Source organism: Acinetobacter sp. (assembly GCF_039596015.1).
Taxonomy (GTDB): Bacteria; Pseudomonadota; Gammaproteobacteria; order Pseudomonadales; family Moraxellaceae; genus Acinetobacter.
This window is the reverse complement of the sequence record NZ_JBCNKN010000001.1, coordinates 140,791-160,558: the sequence shown is the minus strand read 5'-3', so window position 1 is coordinate 160,558 and position 19,768 is coordinate 140,791. Positions and strand designations below refer to the sequence as shown.

The window sequence follows — 19,768 nt, the reverse complement described above, 5'->3', positions numbered from 1 at the left end:
GCTTAAACCTCCTGACGTTGGTTTTGTGGGTCGTAGAATGGTGCTTTCACCACAGTTGCAAGTACAACTGCACCGTTCTCGACACGAATTGGAAATTGTTGTCCAATTTCACTTTGATTGATTCCGACATATGCCAGACCAATAATTTTGTCCAAAGTCGGTGAATATTCACAGGAAGTAATGTTGCCTGAGATATTTTCACCTTCGAGCACAATATGACCTTCAAGTGGCTGTTCTTGCGATTTATCTAGTACAAAAGACACCAGTTTACGTTTCAGCGGCTGCGCTTCTAAAATCGCAATCGAACGCTTTCCGACAAACCAAGGTTTATTACGTGCCACAGCCCAGCCCAAATCAACTTCTTTTGGATGCGTCATACCGTCAGTATCTTGGCTGATAATGATGTGGCCTTTTTCCAAACGCAGTAATCGCTGGCTTTCCACCCCAAATGGTTTCATATTGAAAGGCTTGCCCGCTTCCATGAGTTTATCCCACATAAACTCACCATAACGCACTGGAAAATGGATTTCATAGCCGAGTTCACCCACAAAACCCACCCGTAAAATACGTACTGGAATACCGTAAATGGTTCCCTCGCGAAGCCCTAAATATGGAAATGCCTCATTGGATAAATCGACATCATGACAGACCTGTTTCATCACTTCACGTGATTTTGGTCCAGCAATATTCACTGCTGCCAATGCTGTGGTGACATTCGTAATGTCAACATTTAAACGCCACTGTGCATTCCATTTCAGCATTTGCTGATAAATGCGATCAACCCCGCTAGTCGTTGCCGTCACATAAAAGTGGTTCTCACTTAAACGCCCTGCTACACCATCATCAATCACAACACCATGTTCATTTGCCATAACTGCATAGCGGGTCTTTCCAATTGGCAATTTGGCAAAACCAAAGGTGTAAAGCCGATTTAAAAACTCAGCGCTGTCTGCCCCACGCACATCTAAACCACCTAAAGTCGATACATCAATCATGCCGACATTTTGTCGTACATTATTGACTTCATTGGCAATGTTTTTTAGACGTTCGTTTGGATTGCCATAAAAAGCTGGACGTTGCCAGTTGCCCGCAGGCATCATTTGTGCACCGGCTGCAATATGGCGATGATGCATTGCCGTTTGTCGGTACGGGTCAAAACCACGTCCTGCCACATGTGCCAGTTTTTCAACCGTAAATGGTGGGCGTGCGGTGGTTACCCCAGTTTCACTAATGCTACGTTGTGTCGACTTCGCCACCAACCGAGCTGTCGGCAAGGCCGAATGACGTCCTTGCGATGGCCCCATTCCCACAGTTGAAAAGCGTTTCACCAATTGCACATCTCGGTAACCCGATTTAGTCGCATTTACGATGTCACGAATTTGCAAGTCTTCATCATAATCGACAAATTCTTTGCCTTTAGGATGCTCAAAAATCGGCCACGGAAAATTGACCGCTGCTTCGCTGAGCATTGCAGGACGATCCTGAGGTACTGCTTGTTCTAAAGCCTTTGCAGTTGCTAACTGTGCAATGTATTGTGCATCACTTAATACATTTTCAATATGATGCACACCTTTGACCGAACCAGTGACATGTAAACCTTGCGGCAACCCTGAAATGCTAAATTCTGCCTTTTGTTCGTCATAACTCAGTTTTCCGCCTGCCTGACATAACAATTGATACACTGGCATATAGCCAGAAGACATACAGAGCACATCACAATCCAGCTTTTTCACGTCATTACCGACCTGTCCTTCGTGGACAATATTACGGATTTCGACCCCCGTTACACGGTGCATGCTTTTATCATGCAAAGCTTCATAAACCGTACTGCCCATATAGCATTGGATTTTTTGCTGCACAGCCTGTTGCAAGTTTGTATTGGCTGCGGCTGGACGTAAATCAATTAAAGCAGCCACACTTAAACCCGCTTCAAGAAAATCTAGTGCAGCATAATAACCATCGTCATTGCCAGTCAAAATGACAATACGTTGCCCTGGTTTAACGGCATATAATTTCATCAGTCGTTGTGCGGCACTGGTTAAAATCACCCCTGGTAAATCATTGTTGCGAAACACAGCAGGTTGATCAAAACTACCACTTGCCACAACACATTGTTTAGCACGTACTTTGTACATGCGTTTGCCTTGAATCACAGGTAAATAGTGGTCGGTAAACCATGCGTTACACACTGCCTGTTTCATGACTGTAATATTGCGATGCTGCTCGACAGCACTAACCAACTGAGCACGTAATTCAGCAGCTTTTTTGCCTGCCAAATCGAACCGTGCATAGTTCAGGCTACCCCCCAAAATCTTTTCTTGTTCAATCAGTAAGACTTTTGCGCCTTCATCGGCTGCACTCAGTGCGGCTTGCAACCCTGCTGGGCCTGCGCCAATCACAGCAATATCGGTAAACAAATAGGCTTTGTCGTAATATTCAGGCTGAAAATTTAAATCGACAACACCTAAACCCGCTTTTTTTCGGATAATCGGTTCCCACAGTTTCCAAGCCCCTTTGGGTTTAAAAAATGATCGATAATAAAATCCAACTGGCATAAATTTGGAAAATTTACCCAACGAAGCATCGCTGTCTTTTAGCAAACTACCCGAAAAGTTTTGTCCTGCTACCTTCAAGTCTGTGCCGATTTCAGTGGTATCTGCTAACACATTGGCTTCATGAGGCAGTTGAATGAGCGTATTGGCATCTTGTCCCGCCATAGTCAACGGTGCACGTGGACGATGATATTTAAATGAACGCGACATCACCCAACGCTGGTTGGCAAGTAAAGCACTGGCAATGCTATCCCCAGCAAAACCAGTAAATTTCTGCTGATCAAACTCAAATTCAATGGTTTTTTGACGGTCAATCAAGCTGCCATAAGGTAAAGGTAGTCGTTGGAAAGTTTGACTTTGGTTCATGTCAATGACTCCTTGTGCTGTACCGCTACTGCCGGCTCAGAAGTAGAAAAATCAATACGTTTTGAAAAAAGTTCTTTGGCATCAAAGGTTCTTAAAATTTCATCGCTCACGGTATGGCGCTCGGCAATAAACCAGTAACTACTTGGCGTGTGCATCCACCACTCAAGTACCACACCCGCAGTATTACTGGTATTAAAAACGTAGTCTGCCCATGCTTCATCACTACAGGTATTTTGGTCTGGCATGATTTTGAATTCGCCACCATAAGTAAATTCACTGATATTGCGAGGGCCATTTAAAGGACAATGCATAATTTTCATAAGATCTACTCCTTAGTGGCTGGCAGCCGTTGCGCCCATTTCATTCACTTGCTGGAAGCGGCTAAAACGTGACAATTCAAAGGGTTTAATTAAATCTGGTGTTTTACCTGTCGCCACCATTTCTGCCATGGTTTTTCCGCAAATCGGTGTCGCTTTAAAGCCCCAAGTCCCCCAACCTGCATCTAGGTAATAGTTGTCATAGGGTGATTTCCCCATAATCGGACTATAATCTGGTGTCATATCGGTGATTCCCGCCCATTGACGCATCAGTTTTACATTTGCCATAAATGGGAACATTTCAATGGCATGTGCAAGCAGACCTTCTTTTAAGTCGAGTGTTGAACGCGTGTTGTACAATGGATAAGGGTCGGAACCGCCACCAAACACAATTTCTCCACGGCTGGTTTGCTGTACATAACAATGCAGTGCAGACGAACTCACCAATGGATTGATAAAGGGTTTAAATGGCTGTGACACCATCGCCTGTAACGGAAAGGTATGAATCGGGGCACGAATATGCAATTTGTTCATTAAAATAGAAGATGCCCCTGCAATCGCCTGAACGGCACAACCACACTGCACAGTCCCTCGATTGGTTTTGATGGCAGTTACTTTATTGCCTTCCACCACAAAATCCTGCACTTCCGTGAGCTGATGAATTTCGACCCCACGTTTAGCTGCCTCTTTGGCATAGCCCCATGCCACGGCATCGTGTCGTGCTGTTGCACCATCAATATGCCAAAGCCCAGCCAAAACTGGCAAATGTGCTGGGTCTAAATTCAGACATGGCACCAGTTCTTTAATTTGTTGGCGGTCAATCATTTCAGTACGACCACCAAAATGTTTATTGACTTCAGCACGTTGACGAAACGCCCTTACGGTAGAGTCGGTATGTGCTAAGGTGAGCTGACCACGCTCGGAATACATAATATTAAAGTTAAATTCGTTGGAGAGATTTTTAAACAGATTCACCGACTCTGCATAAAATTTCACCCCTTCCGAAGTTAAATAATTAGAACGAATTACTGCCGTATTTCGTGCGGTGTTACCACCACCCAAATAGGCTTTTTCAAGCACCGCAATATTGGTAATACCATGATATTTCGATAAATAATAAGCAGTTGCTAATCCATGCCCACCACCACCGATGATGACCACATCATAATGTGATTTCAGTTCCTTGGGTGGAGGCAAATCCACTTCCACAGGATATTCATGGCTCAATCCATACTTCAGTAGACCAAATGGCATGGGTACATTCCTCCGCAGCGTTTTAAACGCTTATAATCTTTCGGATAATTTCTTTTACAGTTCAACATGCTGTAACTTGGCAGCATGCAAGGTATTTTTCATTAAATAAGCAATGGTCATTGGGCCAACGCCACCTGGTACAGGGGTAATCGCACTGGCAATCGGCAATACATCGTCAAAATCGACATCCCCCACTAAACGGTTTTTGCCGTTTTCCTGAATGCGGTTGATGCCCACATCAATCACCACAGCACCGTCTTTAACATAGGCAGATGTAATCATTTTTGGGCGCCCGACAGCAGCCACAATAATGTCGGCTTGCTGACAAAGCTTTTCAAGATGACGCGTTTTAGAATGCACCACTGTCACGGTACAGCTTTCTTTCAAAAGCAAAGCGGCCATTGGTTTACCGACAATATTGGAACGTCCTACCACAACAGCATGTAACCCGCTTAAATCATTACCCAACGTATCTTTTAGTAAGCGAATGCAACCCGTTGGTGTACATGGTGTCAGCACATCGCGTCCCTGACTCAATCCACCTACATTTTCACTATGGAAACCATCAACATCTTTGATCGGGTTAATACGCTGTAAAACCGCAGTTTCATCAATATGTTTTGGCAATGGCAATTGCACTAAAATTCCATGAACGCTTGCATCGGCATTGAGTTCATCGATTTTGGCAAGGAGCGCATCTTGAGTCAGGTCTGCTTCAAAACGAAACTCAAGAGAACGCATACCGACAAATTGAGTTTTTTCAACTTTGTTGCGCACATAGACCTGACTTGCAGGATCTGCACCGACCAAAACGACTGCCAAACAAGGCTCAATGCCCTGCTGTTTCATTTTGGCAACTTCAGATTTGACTTCCTCTAGCACCTTTTGTGCTGTGGCTTTACCATCAATGATGTTGCCATCTTCTTGCTGCAATACACTCAAGCTCATTTGAACACCACCGTACGATCGTTATTCATAAACACCCGATGCTCGACGAAATATTTCACCGCTTTAGACAAGGCAACTGTTTCCGTGTCACGCCCAACCGAAACCAAATCGCTAGGTAAATAAGCATGATCCACACGTTGCACTTCTTGCTCGATGATTGGGCCTTCATCTAAATCGCTTGTGACAAAATGCGCTGTTGCACCAATCAGTTTTACACCACGCTCATAGGCCTGATGATACGGTCTAGCGCCTTTAAAACCAGGCAAGAATGAGTGATGGATGTTGATGGCACGGCCAGAAAGCTGAGTACATAAATTGTTAGAAAGAATCTGCATATAACGGGCAAGAATGACCAAATCCGTACCTGTTTCATCCACGATATCAAGCAGTTGTTGTTCTTGCTGCAATTTGGTTTCTTTCGTAACAGGTAAATAAATAAAGCGGATGCCTTCTCGTTCAGCAACTGAACGTAAATCCAGATGGTTCGACACAATCGCAGTAATTTGAAAATCTAAATCGCCTTTGCGATGGCGATACAATAAATCGAGTAAACAGTGATCGAACTTACTGACCATAATCAGTACTTTCACAGGGTTTTTCTTATCGTAAAATGTTGCACTCATTGAAAATTTTGCAGTGACTTCACCAAAATTTTGTTTGAGCTCATCAATATTGCCTTTGCCATCATTAAACCGAAATACAATACGACTAAAAAAACGTCCAGTAGTTTCATCATCGTATTGTGCCATCTCGCTGATATAGCAGTTATTTCCTGCCAAATAGCTTGATACCGCAGACACAATGCCCGGAGCTGCAGGACAACTAATTTTTAAAATAAATTGCTCGGTTTGATCATTAGACATGACGTATTCCTCAAGGTTAAGTCCTAAACATAATGTAATGGATGATGACAAATCACATTAGAAAAGTTTCCTATTGGGAAATTAATTTTCTTAGTGGTAATTTATAAAGGATTTTTAGAAGACCGTCTATAGATTTTTGAAATTTTTTTTCTTGTTAGGAAACTTTTATAAAAAGAGATCAATAAATAAAATTTACGACAAAACAAAGGTAAAAATGGGTGATATTTATGCAAATATCACCCACTACTGTGGGCTTAACATAAAACTTCAACTTTATGGTACTGTTTCAACTGCAAGAGGGAATGAAACGGATTATCTGATTGGCACAGATGATTTAACTGTTCATGAAATTGATGAATAAAGGCATCATTACAGTTAATAATCCATCCCTTAATCGACTGATTCTCTATATTTTCCATATACAGTTCACAGGTTTTTTGTCCAATTAAACGGATATTTTTAATTTTGAACAAACTGGATTCGCTCATAATCTTCGCTCCTGAAAGAAGTTGCATGTTTTCATAGAGCAAGGACTGTGCCAGAAGCTAGATTTATTTATTTTTCATCATATTAGACGTTAATGACTATTTTTTATTCCTATAAAGAATTTTTTTTGCATCATATTTACGCAATCTTAGTCAAAAAAATGCACCTCGATGAATCGTCTTTTGTGCGCTGTTTCAACGCCTTTTATTTCCATATTGTGCTCTAAAGATTTATTCTATTGTTATTTTAAATTCCTTAAATAAAACAATATTTTACAATATCTTAGAGTTAACCAATTCCGATACCTCGAAAGGAATACTCCTAAAAAGCCACTGAATTTCTACGAAAAATATAGACCAGTCCAGTCAAAATTTTATATAACAAAAAAAGAATTTGAGATGATGACAAATCGCAAAAATCAGACCCGTTAACCTTTATTTAAGGGGAACTCTATGAAAATGATTACGGCTGTAATAAAGCCCTTCAAACTGGACGATGTCCGTGAAGCACTCTCGGAACTTGGTATACACGGTATTACAGTTACTGAGGTCAAAGGTGCAGGACGCCAAAAAGGTCATACAGAAATGTATCGGGGTGCAGAATATACAGTTGATTTTTTACCAAAAGTAAAATTAGAAATCGCGCTTGATAATACCGTGGTCGATGCAACCATTGAGGCCATCAGCCGAGCTGCATCTACAGGAAAAATCGGGGATGGTAAAATTTTCGTGTCCGCATTGGAACAAGTCATCCGTATTCGTACTGGCGAAACAGGTGTAGATGCCATTTAAATCTGATCGTAAAATTTTAATAACACTTAAAAAATACAGCAGAAAAATGGACTGTTTCATCTTCTGCTGTATTTCTTTCAATTAACCATCTTGTGGCTGTGATGGTGTATTTAAAATCAGCTGATAAAATGCCGCATCGAGCCATCCACCAAATTTGAAACCGACTTGTTTAAATGTTCCTGCATGGCTAAAACCAAGTTTCTCATGTAAACCTATGCTGGCAGCATTGGTTGCATCAATACAACCAATCATGACATGAACTTGGTCAGATTGTTTGGCTCTTTCAATTAAGGCTTGCAACAATATTTTTCCTAACCCTCGTCCACGTTGGGTGTGATGGATATAAATACTATGTTCGATAGTATATTTATACGCAGGGAAAGCGCGGAAAGTTCCCCAACTGGCAAAACCCAATAATTTCCCAGTTTCATCAATCGCACCAATGACAGGCAGCCCTTGTTTCTGCTTGGTTGCAAACCAGTTTTTCATTGTTTCAGCCGTTCGTGGCTGATAATCATATAATGCAGTTGAATTGGCGATGGCTTCATTAAAGATATCTAAAATCGCAGTCGCGTGTTCAGCTTCATTGCATTCTATGAGTGTCATTGCTGAATTTTGGGTGGAATCTTTCATTTGAAATTCCTAGGCATGTGAGATAAAAATCTGAGTTTTAAATTAGATACTGCCATCACAGATCGCAACAATATAGCGGGCAGAATTGGAAGTCAGGTTATGAAAAATCAGGGGCTGATCGAGTTTTAAAGCCAGACAGTCACCTTGATTTAAAACATAAGTTTCTGAACCGAATAAAATGTTCATCGTACCATTAAGCATCCAGATTTGTTGATACACAGGTTTCTCCCGCCCTGTAAGGTCATAGGCAACACGGGTATGGGCTGGAAAATTGACTTCTACCAATTGAATAGGAGATTTCCATCCTGGAGGCGATAAATTGCGGCGAATATAACCCGTTTCAGGATCACGCCATTGCAACTGTTGGGCTTGATGAACCAGTGGTTGAATTGCTGTCCCTTCAGCTTCATAACTAAACAAACTCGCCAAAGAAACATCGAGTCCTGCTGCTAATTTTTCTAGCACGACAGCCGTTGGACTGGTTGCAGCCCGTTCAATTAAAGAAATCGTCGAACGACTAACACCACTGCGAGCTGCCAACACATCAAGCGAATATCCTTTTGCGGTGCGTAACTCACGGATATGACGTGCAATTCGCTCGTTAATGTCAGTATTTTCGGTCATAGCTGCAATTTTTAATATGATAGAAATATCATCTAATATACTAGAAATAAAATCAAGACTTACAGACTTTTCTTTTGCCAAAATTTTAGACTTAAAATGCAGAAAATATAAAAAATTTAGATATGGAAACCATGAAGTAAATATAATTCAAATACTTATCATATTTATTAAAATGCAAACAAACCATCATTCATTTTGCTCTGTCTATCTATATTCTTATATTTAAGATAAGCGAACCAAAAATCTTGACGCTAAATGCAGGTGATCAAGTCCAAGTTCCAGTATTAATACCAAATAAGCTTCCAGACTCAGACTGTCCCTGATTTATGTACAACTTCATGACTATATATGAGTCGATGAGTTTTGATCATCAATCTTAAAAATGGATGGTTCATATTTCTCGCCTATGTACCATCCTGATTTATTTTCAAATATTAGGCTGTACTGCCTAAATGCCAAATATCAATGGAAGACAAAAATTCGGATGGATCCCACATCATCCATTCTCGAACAATTTTTCCATTTCGATGTCGGATAAATGATGCGCCATTGACGATCATTTCTTTCTGGGTTGGCGGTACGCCCATATAGCTTCCTGTATGTTTGGCAATAGCTCGCCAGTGAATCGCAATACTGTCACCATCATCAACCGTCTTTAAAATTTCTACCCGATATTGGCTAAAGGCTGCACGTACTTCCTGAATATGACCAATAACATCGGCTATTTTGTAGTTTTGTCCATGTTTGGAATAGCGCACATAATCAGGGCTGACAATATTTTCAAACGCTTCTGTTTCACCATAACTCCAAGCCCGTGTCCACGCATCGGTAATGACATCGACAAATTTCAATGGGTCAGGTTGTGCGTTGCTCGCATCACTAGCAGCAACAGGACTTGGTAAAGCGGAACATTGTGATAACTGCCCTTCACTAAATATCAATGGTGATCCAGCACCTTGTTGTACCGATTGAATTGCACCAACAATCATAAAATGATCGCCTGCAATCACCTCAGAAATCACCTTGCAGTCAATCCAAGCCACACAATGATCAATACGCGGAGTGGCAATTGGGCTTAAGCTATAAGCAACATCTTTGAATTTTTCTTCGCCTTTACGACCTAATGCTTTACAGACACTTGCTTGATCTGTCGATAAAATATTGGCGGTAAAATGCCCTTTGCTGCGCAGAACAGGCCACGTACTCGATGATTTATCTACACAAAACGTGACCAAAGCAGGCTCAAGTGAGAGTGACTGAAATGTCCCGACTACCATGCCAATCGGTTTATCTTGTTCGGTAAAACCTGTAATTGCCGTTACGCCTGTCGGGAGTGTACAAAATAATTTTCGTTGCTCGGCTGGCGAGATGATCGTTGGGTTATTCATAAATGCATTCATCATATTAACTCCACAGCAATGGCAGATTCGGCTTCTAGTTGAGATGATGTGATTTTCTTTTCTGTTGTTTTGCGATATTTCACCCCGGGATGATCATCCGCCAGACGAACTCTGCCTTTTCCAAATAGATTTTCACGTAAGGTTGTGCCTTCATATTCGGTACGAAAAGCCCCTTTTTGTTGTAATACTGGTACAACATTTTCAGCAAAATTTTTAATGTCTTCAAACTTCACTGCAGGTGCAAGGTTAAAGCCGTTAACACCCGTTTCTGCCATCCAGTCCAAAAGTTCGTTGGCAACTGTTTCGGGGCCACCAACAATCACAGGTGATGTACCACCAATCCCCATATATTCACCAATATCTTGAGGTGTCCACTGCTTACTCGGATCCATTTTTAAGAAGTAATCGATCATGGTTTGGATTTGTTGGGTTTCGATATACGGTAAAGGTTTGTCTTCTTCGAAAGACCCCATATCAATGCCTGCCCAGCCACTATAACGCGCCAAACCACCATGATAGCTCACCAGTTTTTGATATTCCTGATAGCGTTTTTGTGCGGCCTCATCGGAAACATCGGTAATGACCGTAACCAATTGCACCACAGCGATACTTTCAGGGTCTCGACCACACTCGAGGGCTTTCGCCCGCAATGTATCTATGCTTTTTTTCAATGCGTGTTTGGTCGACACACTCATAAAAACCACTTCGGCAGTGGCTGCGGCTAAAGCAACGCCTTTACTCGAACCGCCTGCCTGTGAAATAACTGGTGTGCGTTGTTTAGACGGCTCACACATAAAAATGCCGGGGACTTTAAAAAACTGCCCATCATGCTGAATTTCATGTACTTTTGTAGGATTTACATAAATAGACTGATCTACATCTAACTCGACAGCGTCATCTTCCCAAGAACCTTCCCACAATTTAAGTGCCACATCTAAAAATTCTTCGGCATGTTCATAGCGTAAATCGTGCGCTCTGAGCTCACCATTTCCCAGATTTTTGGCGGCACTTTTTGCGTAGGATGTCACCAAGTTCCATGCCACCCGACCATCTGTAAGATGATCCAAAGTTGCGAAATTCTGTGCCAATTTATAAGGATGGTTATAAGCAGTAGATGCTGTAACACCAAAACCCAGATGAGTCGTGACAGAAGCCATTGCGGGAATCAGGTAAGAAGGTTCATGGATTGGAATTTGTGCTGCATCTTTTAAAGATTCAGCCACAGACCCCTTGTAAACATCATGATAACCATCTGCATGTGCAAAGAAAATTCCATCAAAACATGCTTTTTCTAATAGCTTTGCATATTCAACCCAATATTTGACCGATTTATATTCATGCCCACGATCTTGAGGATGTTTCCACAATCCAGCAGACATATGTGCTGGGGCGCCACAGTCAAATGCGAATAATTTCATGGTTTTAGACATGGACTGTCTCCTTCATTACCTATTTATAAATTTAAAATTGGGTTTTGATTAAATCGTTGCATCGGATCGCGCATGATCGACTGTTTCACTGAGCGTTTTACCCGTGGTTTCTGGTGCCATAAGTTGCGTAACCACTGCCCCAAGCAAACAAACTGCGGCAGCCAAATAAACCATCGTGTTCACGCCAAAACTCTCGATTCCCATTGGCATGACAAACGTTCCCAAGGCAGCACCGACTCTCGACATGGCTGCGACAAAACCTGAACCGATTGAACGCACTTCTGTTGGGAAAATTTCACCTGGATAAACGCCAGTAATGGCTTGTGGAATTGTGGTAAAGAAGTAAAAAGCCAAGAAACACACCATCACTAAAGTGGCAGAAGCTGACCCAAATAAACCAATGAGTAAAAATGCAAGCGCTTGGATATAAAATGAAGGAATACTGAGTTTTCTGCGCCCAAGTTTTTCAATCAGTAATGCAGCAAAAATAACTCCGACAATTGAAAAAATATTGAGGAATAAACCACCAGTAAATCCATCTTTAAAGCCCAATTTTTCCATCACCATTGGAATAAATGAACCAATCGCAAAATATGGCGTAATAGCACATAAAAAGAAAATCGACATAAAGACAGTAGATTTAATATTTCGTGCAGTAAATAACGCAGAAAAACCATAATGACGTTCAGCTGCTGTTGGTAATTGTTTTAAAGCATCACGCTGTTCTTCAGCTTCCATATACTTTGTTGAAATTTCCAAAGCTTCTGCTGTACGGTTTTTACTCATTAACCAACGTGGAGATTCTGGTGTACCATGTCTTAAAATCAGTAATATAACTGTTGGAATTAGACTTAACCCCATAATAAAATTCCAGTGCATGGTATATTTAACCGTAAGGATATACCCCACCACATAAGCGGCCATATATCCTAAAAACCAGCCTCCTTCTTGAATAACTAATAATTTTCCACGTATTTTTGCTGGTGAAAACTCTGCCAATAATGCCCATCCCACCGAATATTCCATACCAATGGCAATCCCCATTAATACACGAATTAAAAATAAGGAAACTGCATCCGATACAAAAAATTGTGCAACTGAACCAATGAGGAATAAAATTAAGTTGAGCGTAAATATTGGACGACGACCAATTCGATCACTTAACCAGCCCCCAAGTAAACTCCCAAAGAACACACCGATTAATGCACCTGAACCAATTAATCCCTGCCAAGTTAAACTTAAAGCAAGATCTTTGGTAATGGCAGGCATCACCATACCAATTGTGCCAAGTACAAAACCATCAAGAAACATACCGCCAGATATTAACCAAGTCAGTTTTTTAATAAACTTCATCTTAGTTTGGTCTACAGATGTAACCCCAATATTATTCGGGGGTGATAATGTATTGGACATGTTGCTATCTCCTTATATGCTTATTTTTGAACAAGCATTCAAATGAATTACATTGCTGATTTGCCTAAATGAGGGTGATTGGATGAATGGTTAAATAATAGACTTATAAAACAAGATTAAAAAAAACTGGGCAATACCCAAGTCGAGGTAACTATTGTTTAACTGGCGTATTAATTTTTAGATTTCATTTACTTAATTTATAAGTAACATGCTCATAGATATAATTTTTTTAAATCAGCTTTATGACTTTATAATCTGTTTTTCTGGATCAATACCTATAAATGAGTACACAAGCAGGATAATTATCCTATTGTTTAAAATGCGTAAAATAAAAATCAGATATTCACCCTTCTGTGCAATATTGAAGCCAGTACATGATTTATCTAAATATTTAAGTCATTGTGATTCAAAATATTAAACTTTGATCAGCCCCGAATATTGTTATTCACTCAAAATAGGATGTTTCAATGAAAAAAATTTGTCAGCAAATCAGTTTTGGTCTTTGTGTTGCAGGATTGAACATCCCGTCTTTTGCAGGGATTACTTTTGGAAATGCTGAAAGTGACACGGGTGCATTGACCATTTCGGGCGCATTAAGAGGAAGCTATACCGATAAGCATTATGGCGAGGCAGCGTCCGATCAGAAAATCAAATTTGATACTGCAATTTTAAACCTAGCGTATGAATCCCCTAAATGGTTTGGCAAACTAGATTATCGTTGCTATCAATATGACCAGTTATGTGATTTTTCAACATTGGTTTACGCCTATGCCGGATATCATATTAATGCAACAGACAATATTACGCTTGGCCTACAACCCGTCCCTTTTGGCCCAAGTCGATACTGGGATAGCAGTTTTTATGAAGGCATTAATAATACGATGGGGCTTGAAGATGCACTCAATTTAGGCGCCAGTTATCATTTTGAACTCCCTTCAAAAACTCAGTTTGACCTTGCATATTTTGCAACGGATGGCGGGAATTATCATGGTAAAAGTAAAGATTCAGCACGTTATACTGCCAATTTAGTTCAAACGTCTGATCCAGCAACAACACAATTATCAGAAAAAAATATGTGGATCGCACGAGTCGAACAACCATTAAGTTTTTTGAACAATGATGATTTTAAAATGTCTGTAGGAGGAAGTTATTGGTACTCTGAAATAGAAAATAAGAAAAATGCACAAGATGGTTCACGAAAGGCGTGGTCACTCTTTGGTAAACTAAATTATCAAAATCTTAATATTGTGCTGACAGGGGGTAAACTTGATATTAATAGCAAAGATACAACCCATCCTTACAGCTCAACACTAGGTTCATTTGACAGTGAATATGACCTTGCAAATAAAGGTTATTTCTATACACTCGATACAACGTATACCTTTAAAAATGTAAGAGATCATTTAAATATTACCCCATATTTGGTCATTAGTGGCTATGACAAAAAACAACAAGGTTTTGCAACCTCTCAACGTAATATTGTGGGACTTGCTTGGGACTATAAAAAAATTTCGTTATACACCGAATATGTGATGAGTAAAAATGATCCTTTTATTGGTGGATCAAGCAGCTCTCTTGCAGCGGGGAATGATAATAAATGGAATAAATTAGTGAATGTTGTTTTATCTTATAATTTCTAACCAATAATATTATTCATAAAGAAGGTAAATCCATTACCTTCTTTCTTTATATTTCATATTTCCCTATTTATCTTTCATCTTCATATCTCATTCAATAAAATGACTTAATTATCATAAAAATATGGGTTTATCTGGAAACATTAAAATTCAAAAATTTAGTCTAAAATAATAGTTAAATATCCCTAAAGTGATACCTCTTAAAAAATGATACATTTCAAAGAATATGAAACTTCCCATGTTATATTCTTTAAGTATTTATTATCGAGTAGGGATTATTCAATGACTGATCGTATTATTAAAGGCCGTCTAAGCATTTCAAAAACTTTGTATGACTTTATGGAAAAAGAAGTATTCCATAGCTTATCTATAAATTCAGATGAATATTGGACTGAATTTGAAAATATTGTATTAAAATTAACACCCATAAATAAAGCATTATTAGAAAAGCGGAATATATTACAAACTCAAATTGATGATTGGCATCGGAATAATCCTTTCGAACTTGCACCATATACTCAATTTTTAAAAGATATTGGCTATTTAGAACCTGAAGTTGATGATTTTAAAATTACCACAACAAATGTGGATGACGAGATTACCCAAATTGCAGGCCCGCAACTGGTTGTCCCTCTCCGAAATGCACGTTATTGCTTAAATGCAGCCAATGCACGTTGGGGGTCATTATATGATGCACTCTATGGTTTTGATGTTATTTCTGAAAGTCAGGGTGCAGAAAAAACCAAAGGCTACAATCCAATACGTGGCGCCGAAGTTATTGAATTTGCGAAAAACTTTTTAAATGATACTTTTCCGTTGCTTAAAGCGACACATCAGGAGGCGACTGCTTATCGCATCGAAAATGGTCAACTCAAAATAAGCCTCGCAGACGGGACAAATACCACCTTGCAAAACCCTGCTGCCCTTATTGGTTACAATGGAAATCCAGAATCTCCGAAAGAAATTATTTTAAAAAATAATGGCCTACATGCCATTATTCAATTTGATGAAAACAGCATCATTGGTCAGTCGGATTCTGCAAAGATTAAGGACATCATACTTGAAGCCGCTATGACCACCATTCAGGATTTAGAAGACTCGGTGGCTGCTGTCGATGCCGAAGAAAAAGTCGAAGCTTATCGGCATTGGCTGGGTTTAATGAAGGGCGATTTACAAGAATCTTTTGAAAAAAATGGCAAAACTTTAGTTCGTAAACTCAATCCTGATCATGAATTTATCGACATGGCAGGTCATCCTCAAAAATTGCATGGTCGATCACTCATGCTGTTACGTCATGTTGGGCATCTTATGACCAATCCAGCTATTTTAATAGATGGCGAGGAAATTCATGAGGGCATCATGGATGCGCTGATTACAGCAGTGTTAAGTAAGGTGGATATTCTTGGTCAAAATGACTTACATAATTCACGCACAGGTTCATTGTATGTAGTAAAACCGAAAATGCATGGGCCTGAAGAAGTGGCTTTTGCAGTTAAATTGTTCGAACATGCCGAAAAATTAGCGGGCTTACCTGAAAAAAGTATCAAAATTGGCATTATGGATGAAGAGCGCCGAACATCTGTAAATCTTAAGAACTGTATTGCCCAAGCCAAAGACCGCACCATTTTTATTAACACAGGTTTTATGGATCGCACGGGAGATGAAATTCATACCTTTATGCAAGCCGGTGCAATGGTGCGCAAAGCCGAAGTGAAAAATCAGAAATGGTTTCTTGCTTATGAAAACCGTAATGTGGCAATTGGTCTGCAATGTGGTTTTCAAGGCAAAGCGCAAATTGGTAAAGGCATGTGGCCTAAACCCGATATGTTGCTCGACATGTATAAAACCAAAATTGAACATCCTGAAGCGGGTGCAACCTGTGCATGGGTACCGTCACCATCGGGGGCTGTGATTCATGCAATTCATTATCATCAATGTTCGGTGGCTGAGCGTCAGCAACAACTGGCAAAAGAACCGATGCTTTCGTTAGATGATTTGCTCACGCCGCCTTTGGCAGCAGATAAAAACTGGACGGCTGAACAGATCAATCAAGAGCTAGAAAATAACTGCCAAGGTATTTTGGGTTATGTCGTGCGCTGGGTTGATTTTGGTATTGGCTGCTCCAAAGTACCCGATATTTATAATGTCGGTTTAATGGAAGATCGGGCGACCTTGCGCATTTCATCACAGCATATTGCCAATTGGTTATATCACGGTGTCGTAGGCAAAGAACAAGTCCAGCAAGTGCTTGAGCGTATGGCTAAAATTGTGGATACACAAAATGCCGATGACCCTGCTTATGTGCCAATGTCAGCCAATTTTGCCGAAAACATTGCTTTTCAAGCCGCGTCTGATCTCATTTTTAAAGGGACAGAACAACCTTCGGGATATACCGAGCCATTGCTCCATACAGCTCGGTTGAAATTAAAATCGTTGGCTTAAAACATTTGTGGCCTAATAAGTACTTTGTGAGCTTATTAGGCTAAATCAAGACACTGATTATTATAAAAAAATATGACAAATTCTTCAAATTTATATTAGAAAATCCAAGCACAGCGCTACCAATAAGTCTGATGGAAGAGAAACTCAATACAATATGTATTCCAAACATAAATTATTTGGGCTTTCAATTTCTTATAAATAAAGCCCCATAAAAAATCCTGCCAGTTCTGACAGGATTCTTCTTTGCAGCCTAAACTAGCCTTTTGCAGTTCGTTTTAATTTTTGTGGATCATCAAACGGTAAACTATGGGTTTCGGCTTTCACCTCTAAACTTCCTTTTACTGTCAATGCCCTACCATCGACAGCATACGGGACATCTACACGGGCAATAGCAACCGACTTTTTACTTAATGGAGAATACATACCACAGGTAATCACGCCAATTTGCGTATCGCCATCCCACAACGTATCACCCATTTGTGCGGCTTGCTCTGTGTCTAGAACCACACCATAAATTTTGAAGCGTTCTTTGTCTTTTAAACGCTTATGCTCATAGCCGCCACGAAACTCGCCTTTGGTCGGTGAAACTGTAAAATCTAGTCCTAGTTCCCACAATGTATCGCCTGATTTTTCATTTTTGAATGGGAAATATTCAGAGTTATCGTATGGATAAAACAATAGATAACTTTCTACACGCAACCAGTCCAATGTGACAAATGAACATGGCACAATGCCGTAGCTTTCCCCTTTTTCTAAAATCGTATCCCAAATGAGTGGTGCATCGTTGGCTTTACAGAAAATTTCATAACCACGTTCTCCAGTATAACCTGTACGTGAAATCATCACTGGACAACCAAACAGGCGGGTTTGAATGTGATGAAAATACGGTAAGTCACGAATACCTGGAACATGCTCTGCCAAGAAATCAACAGCCAATGGCCCTTGTAGCGATAAATCATGCAAATCATCATCAAATAAAATCGCAGCCTGACGCCCAGTCGCTGAGCGGGTCAACATTTCCAAACCAATCCCTGTCCCATGTACCACCATAAAGGCATTGGGGCCTGTACGATAAATCACACAGTCATCGACAAATTTGCCTTCTTCATTCAGCATGGTGGCATAAGCAGATTTCCCTGGATACAGTTTTGAAATATCACGAGATGTTGCGTATTCCAGTAGACTTTCTGCATGTGGCCCAACGTAATGAACTTTCTTTAAACCCGAAACATCCATCAGCCCTGCTTTTGTCCGAATTGCAGTGTAGTGATCGGCAGTATCACTGTCATAGGTCCATGCCGTTCCCATCCCGTTCCAGTCTTCTAGTTTTGAACCGAGTTGGCGGTGACGTTCTGCCAATGCCGAAATGCGCCATAAGTTTGCCATAGTTGTATTTCCTTTTTACGATAATGTGGAGTAAATCCTAATGAATAAACCTCTGATACGTATGAGCGGACTTTGCATCTGAGCAACAATCACATCTATAAAGATCTTGTTTTTAAGGCATATAATTTATGCCCGCAATGAATGCGAATATGCAAAGAGCAACCGTTACGTATCAAATAATTTGGTTTTAAATACATCTAAATTTGTTGATCAAACTGACTCAGCCATTGCACCAATGGCTCACGGTAATGGCTAATGCCTTTATAATCGGCAATGGGGTCTGGTAAATCGCGAATCACCCGATGTAAGCGCTTTGCCCATGCTGGATTTTTTACCAAATCATTCAGGCTAATCAGGTAGGTACGAATGCTAAACAGCAAGGCATTACTACGTGGTAAACGTGGCATCATTTGCAATTCGACACGTAAATGTACCAACTCGCCTGCATTTTCTGCGGTTACCAATGCCCGTTCATGTCCCCATAAATGATATGTTTCCGAAGACGTATCCATCCGAGGGTTAATGGTCATAGTCCAGTTCAAACGGCGGTATGGTTGGTCGACCTGAATATTGAGTAAAAACTTTAAGGCGCGATCAAATACCCCTAAGTTATGTGCAAGCTGTGGTACAGGTGCATGCCATTGTTTGAAACTCATTCCTGCATCAAAATTCAGTGACCAATCGGCTGGCCCTGTGATCATGCCAGCATCCATATACAAATCACCATCACGCTGATCAAGCAAGGCGATATCACCCTGTACTTGGCGACTGATATATTCAAACGGTTCAAGTGGCAAAGTTGTAGCATCGCCAAAGGTAAAATGAATGTCGATATTTAAAGGCTTATTAACCCAGTGCCACGCTTTTCCCTGTTGTTCTAACTGAAAATGTTCTGGATAATCTTGCGATAAATGCGTCATCACCATTTCCAGAAAATCCCAAGCTGCTTGCTGCATGTGTGGTAAAACAATGCAGCGTTTAGGGTCACTGGCAAGGGTTAACGCCCGTTCGTTCATTTCCGTTAAATAATGTTCATCAATATCAAACCAGTTTTCAAAAATGGTATCTGGTTTTGACACCGCAGGTTCAATATTCACCGAATACATATAATTGTCTTCAGGAAATGGAAACGGAAAACGTGCAATCGCTTTGGGGCTGTTATAGTAATAAAATTGATCACGCATCCGTTCTGATGGATTAAATTGAATCGTCATAAGTCATATTCC

16 protein-coding genes are annotated in these 19,768 nt (G+C 40.4%); 3 read left to right on the top strand and 13 right to left on the bottom strand.

The annotated features are described in order from the left end of the window. Positions 1-2 precede the first annotated feature (2 nt). The 6 genes from ABDV70_RS00620 to ABDV70_RS00595 form a co-directional block, all read right to left on the bottom strand. Positions 3-2,918, bottom strand: a complete 2,916-nt coding sequence (locus tag ABDV70_RS00620; protein ID WP_343594609.1) for a 2Fe-2S iron-sulfur cluster-binding protein — start codon at positions 2,916-2,918, stop codon at positions 3-5. Beyond that, the gene (locus ABDV70_RS00615; RefSeq protein ID WP_343594608.1) at positions 2,915-3,238 is read right to left on the bottom strand and encodes a sarcosine oxidase subunit delta; all 324 of its coding nucleotides are present in this window, start codon (positions 3,236-3,238) and stop codon (positions 2,915-2,917) included. Before ABDV70_RS00615 ends, ABDV70_RS00620 begins: the two co-directional genes overlap by 4 nt. Before the next feature lie 12 nt (positions 3,239-3,250). Beyond that, positions 3,251-4,489, bottom strand: a complete 1,239-nt coding sequence (locus tag ABDV70_RS00610; protein WP_343594606.1) for an FAD-dependent oxidoreductase — start codon at positions 4,487-4,489, stop codon at positions 3,251-3,253. A gap of 54 nt (positions 4,490-4,543) precedes the next feature. Beyond that, the gene (folD, locus tag ABDV70_RS00605) at positions 4,544-5,437 is read right to left on the bottom strand and encodes a bifunctional methylenetetrahydrofolate dehydrogenase/methenyltetrahydrofolate cyclohydrolase FolD (RefSeq protein WP_343594605.1); all 894 of its coding nucleotides are present in this window, start codon (positions 5,435-5,437) and stop codon (positions 4,544-4,546) included. Beyond that, complete coding sequence (gene purU / locus ABDV70_RS00600) at positions 5,434-6,300, bottom strand: formyltetrahydrofolate deformylase (RefSeq protein ID WP_343594603.1); 867 nt, start codon at positions 6,298-6,300, stop codon at positions 5,434-5,436. The genes folD and purU overlap by 4 nt, the downstream gene beginning before the upstream one ends. Before the next feature lie 254 nt (positions 6,301-6,554). Beyond that, positions 6,555-6,788, bottom strand: coding sequence for a hypothetical protein (locus ABDV70_RS00595; protein WP_343594602.1), 234 nt, complete (start codon positions 6,786-6,788; stop codon positions 6,555-6,557). Between the two features lie 450 nt (positions 6,789-7,238). Here ABDV70_RS00595 and ABDV70_RS00590 point away from each other — a divergent pair, with 450 nt between their 5' ends. Then, positions 7,239-7,577: a P-II family nitrogen regulator gene (locus tag ABDV70_RS00590; protein ID WP_343594601.1), complete on the top strand. Its 339-nt coding sequence runs from the start codon at positions 7,239-7,241 to the stop codon at positions 7,575-7,577. An 81-nt stretch (positions 7,578-7,658) separates the two neighbouring features. Here the strand turns inward: ABDV70_RS00590 and ABDV70_RS00585 are convergent, their stop codons facing one another. The 5 genes from ABDV70_RS00585 to ABDV70_RS00565 all read right to left on the bottom strand — a co-directional run bounded on the left by ABDV70_RS00585 (position 7,659) and on the right by ABDV70_RS00565 (position 13,077). After that, complete coding sequence (locus ABDV70_RS00585) at positions 7,659-8,210, bottom strand: N-acetyltransferase family protein (protein WP_343594600.1); 552 nt, start codon at positions 8,208-8,210, stop codon at positions 7,659-7,661. 42 nt (positions 8,211-8,252) lie between these two features. Continuing rightward, complete coding sequence (locus tag ABDV70_RS00580) at positions 8,253-8,834, bottom strand: helix-turn-helix domain-containing protein (RefSeq protein ID WP_343594598.1); 582 nt, start codon at positions 8,832-8,834, stop codon at positions 8,253-8,255. 434 nt (positions 8,835-9,268) lie between these two features. Next, positions 9,269-10,237, bottom strand: coding sequence for a flavin reductase (locus tag ABDV70_RS00575; RefSeq protein WP_343594597.1), 969 nt, complete (start codon positions 10,235-10,237; stop codon positions 9,269-9,271). After that, on the bottom strand, positions 10,234-11,664 hold the full coding sequence (locus ABDV70_RS00570) for an LLM class flavin-dependent oxidoreductase (RefSeq protein WP_343594596.1): 1,431 nt from the start codon (positions 11,662-11,664) through the stop codon (positions 10,234-10,236). The genes ABDV70_RS00575 and ABDV70_RS00570 overlap by 4 nt, the downstream gene beginning before the upstream one ends. 48 nt (positions 11,665-11,712) lie before the next feature. Further along, on the bottom strand, positions 11,713-13,077 hold the full coding sequence (locus ABDV70_RS00565; protein WP_343594594.1) for an MFS transporter: 1,365 nt from the start codon (positions 13,075-13,077) through the stop codon (positions 11,713-11,715). 467 nt (positions 13,078-13,544) lie between these two features. On the opposite strand from ABDV70_RS00565, the gene ABDV70_RS00560 reads away from it, so the two are divergent. Continuing rightward, entirely contained in the window at positions 13,545-14,717 is a 1,173-nt protein-coding gene (locus tag ABDV70_RS00560; RefSeq protein ID WP_343594592.1) for a hypothetical protein, read from the top strand. Positions 14,718-14,996: 279 nt separating this feature from the next. After that, entirely contained in the window at positions 14,997-17,156 is a 2,160-nt protein-coding gene (locus ABDV70_RS00555; RefSeq protein WP_343594590.1) for a malate synthase G, read from the top strand. Positions 17,157-17,411: 255 nt separating this feature from the next. Here the strand turns inward: ABDV70_RS00555 and ABDV70_RS00550 are convergent, their stop codons facing one another. Both ABDV70_RS00550 and ABDV70_RS00545 read right to left on the bottom strand, forming a co-directional pair. Further along, complete coding sequence (locus tag ABDV70_RS00550) at positions 17,412-18,542, bottom strand: aminomethyltransferase family protein (RefSeq protein ID WP_343594589.1); 1,131 nt, start codon at positions 18,540-18,542, stop codon at positions 17,412-17,414. Positions 18,543-18,739: 197 nt separating this feature from the next. Next, positions 18,740-19,756 carry a DUF3445 domain-containing protein gene (locus ABDV70_RS00545; protein ID WP_343594587.1) on the bottom strand — a complete coding sequence of 339 codons (1,017 nt, stop codon included), beginning with the start codon at positions 19,754-19,756 and terminating at the stop codon, positions 18,740-18,742. Between the last annotated feature and the right edge of the window lie 12 nt (positions 19,757-19,768).

Coding starts and splice junctions, on each gene's coding strand:
- ABDV70_RS00580 (WP_343594598.1), bottom strand. CDS start 8,834: ATGACCGAAAATACTGACATTAACGAGCGAATTGCACGTCATATCCGT.
- ABDV70_RS00570 (WP_343594596.1), bottom strand. CDS start 11,664: ATGTCTAAAACCATGAAATTATTCGCATTTGACTGTGGCGCCCCAGCA.
- folD (WP_343594605.1), bottom strand. CDS start 5,437: ATGAGCTTGAGTGTATTGCAGCAAGAAGATGGCAACATCATTGATGGT.
- ABDV70_RS00560 (WP_343594592.1), top strand. CDS start 13,545: ATGAAAAAAATTTGTCAGCAAATCAGTTTTGGTCTTTGTGTTGCAGGA.
- ABDV70_RS00555 (WP_343594590.1), top strand. CDS start 14,997: ATGACTGATCGTATTATTAAAGGCCGTCTAAGCATTTCAAAAACTTTG.
- ABDV70_RS00615 (WP_343594608.1), bottom strand. CDS start 3,238: ATGAAAATTATGCATTGTCCTTTAAATGGCCCTCGCAATATCAGTGAA.
- ABDV70_RS00595 (WP_343594602.1), bottom strand. CDS start 6,788: ATGAGCGAATCCAGTTTGTTCAAAATTAAAAATATCCGTTTAATTGGA.
- ABDV70_RS00550 (WP_343594589.1), bottom strand. CDS start 18,542: ATGGCAAACTTATGGCGCATTTCGGCATTGGCAGAACGTCACCGCCAA.
- ABDV70_RS00620 (WP_343594609.1), bottom strand. CDS start 2,918: ATGAACCAAAGTCAAACTTTCCAACGACTACCTTTACCTTATGGCAGC.
- ABDV70_RS00545 (WP_343594587.1), bottom strand. CDS start 19,756: ATGACGATTCAATTTAATCCATCAGAACGGATGCGTGATCAATTTTAT.
- ABDV70_RS00585 (WP_343594600.1), bottom strand. CDS start 8,210: ATGAAAGATTCCACCCAAAATTCAGCAATGACACTCATAGAATGCAAT.
- ABDV70_RS00610 (WP_343594606.1), bottom strand. CDS start 4,489: ATGCCATTTGGTCTACTGAAGTATGGATTGAGCCATGAATATCCTGTG.
- ABDV70_RS00565 (WP_343594594.1), bottom strand. CDS start 13,077: ATGTCCAATACATTATCACCCCCGAATAATATTGGGGTTACATCTGTA.
- ABDV70_RS00590 (WP_343594601.1), top strand. CDS start 7,239: ATGAAAATGATTACGGCTGTAATAAAGCCCTTCAAACTGGACGATGTC.
- ABDV70_RS00575 (WP_343594597.1), bottom strand. CDS start 10,237: ATGATGAATGCATTTATGAATAACCCAACGATCATCTCGCCAGCCGAG.
- purU (WP_343594603.1), bottom strand. CDS start 6,300: ATGTCTAATGATCAAACCGAGCAATTTATTTTAAAAATTAGTTGTCCT.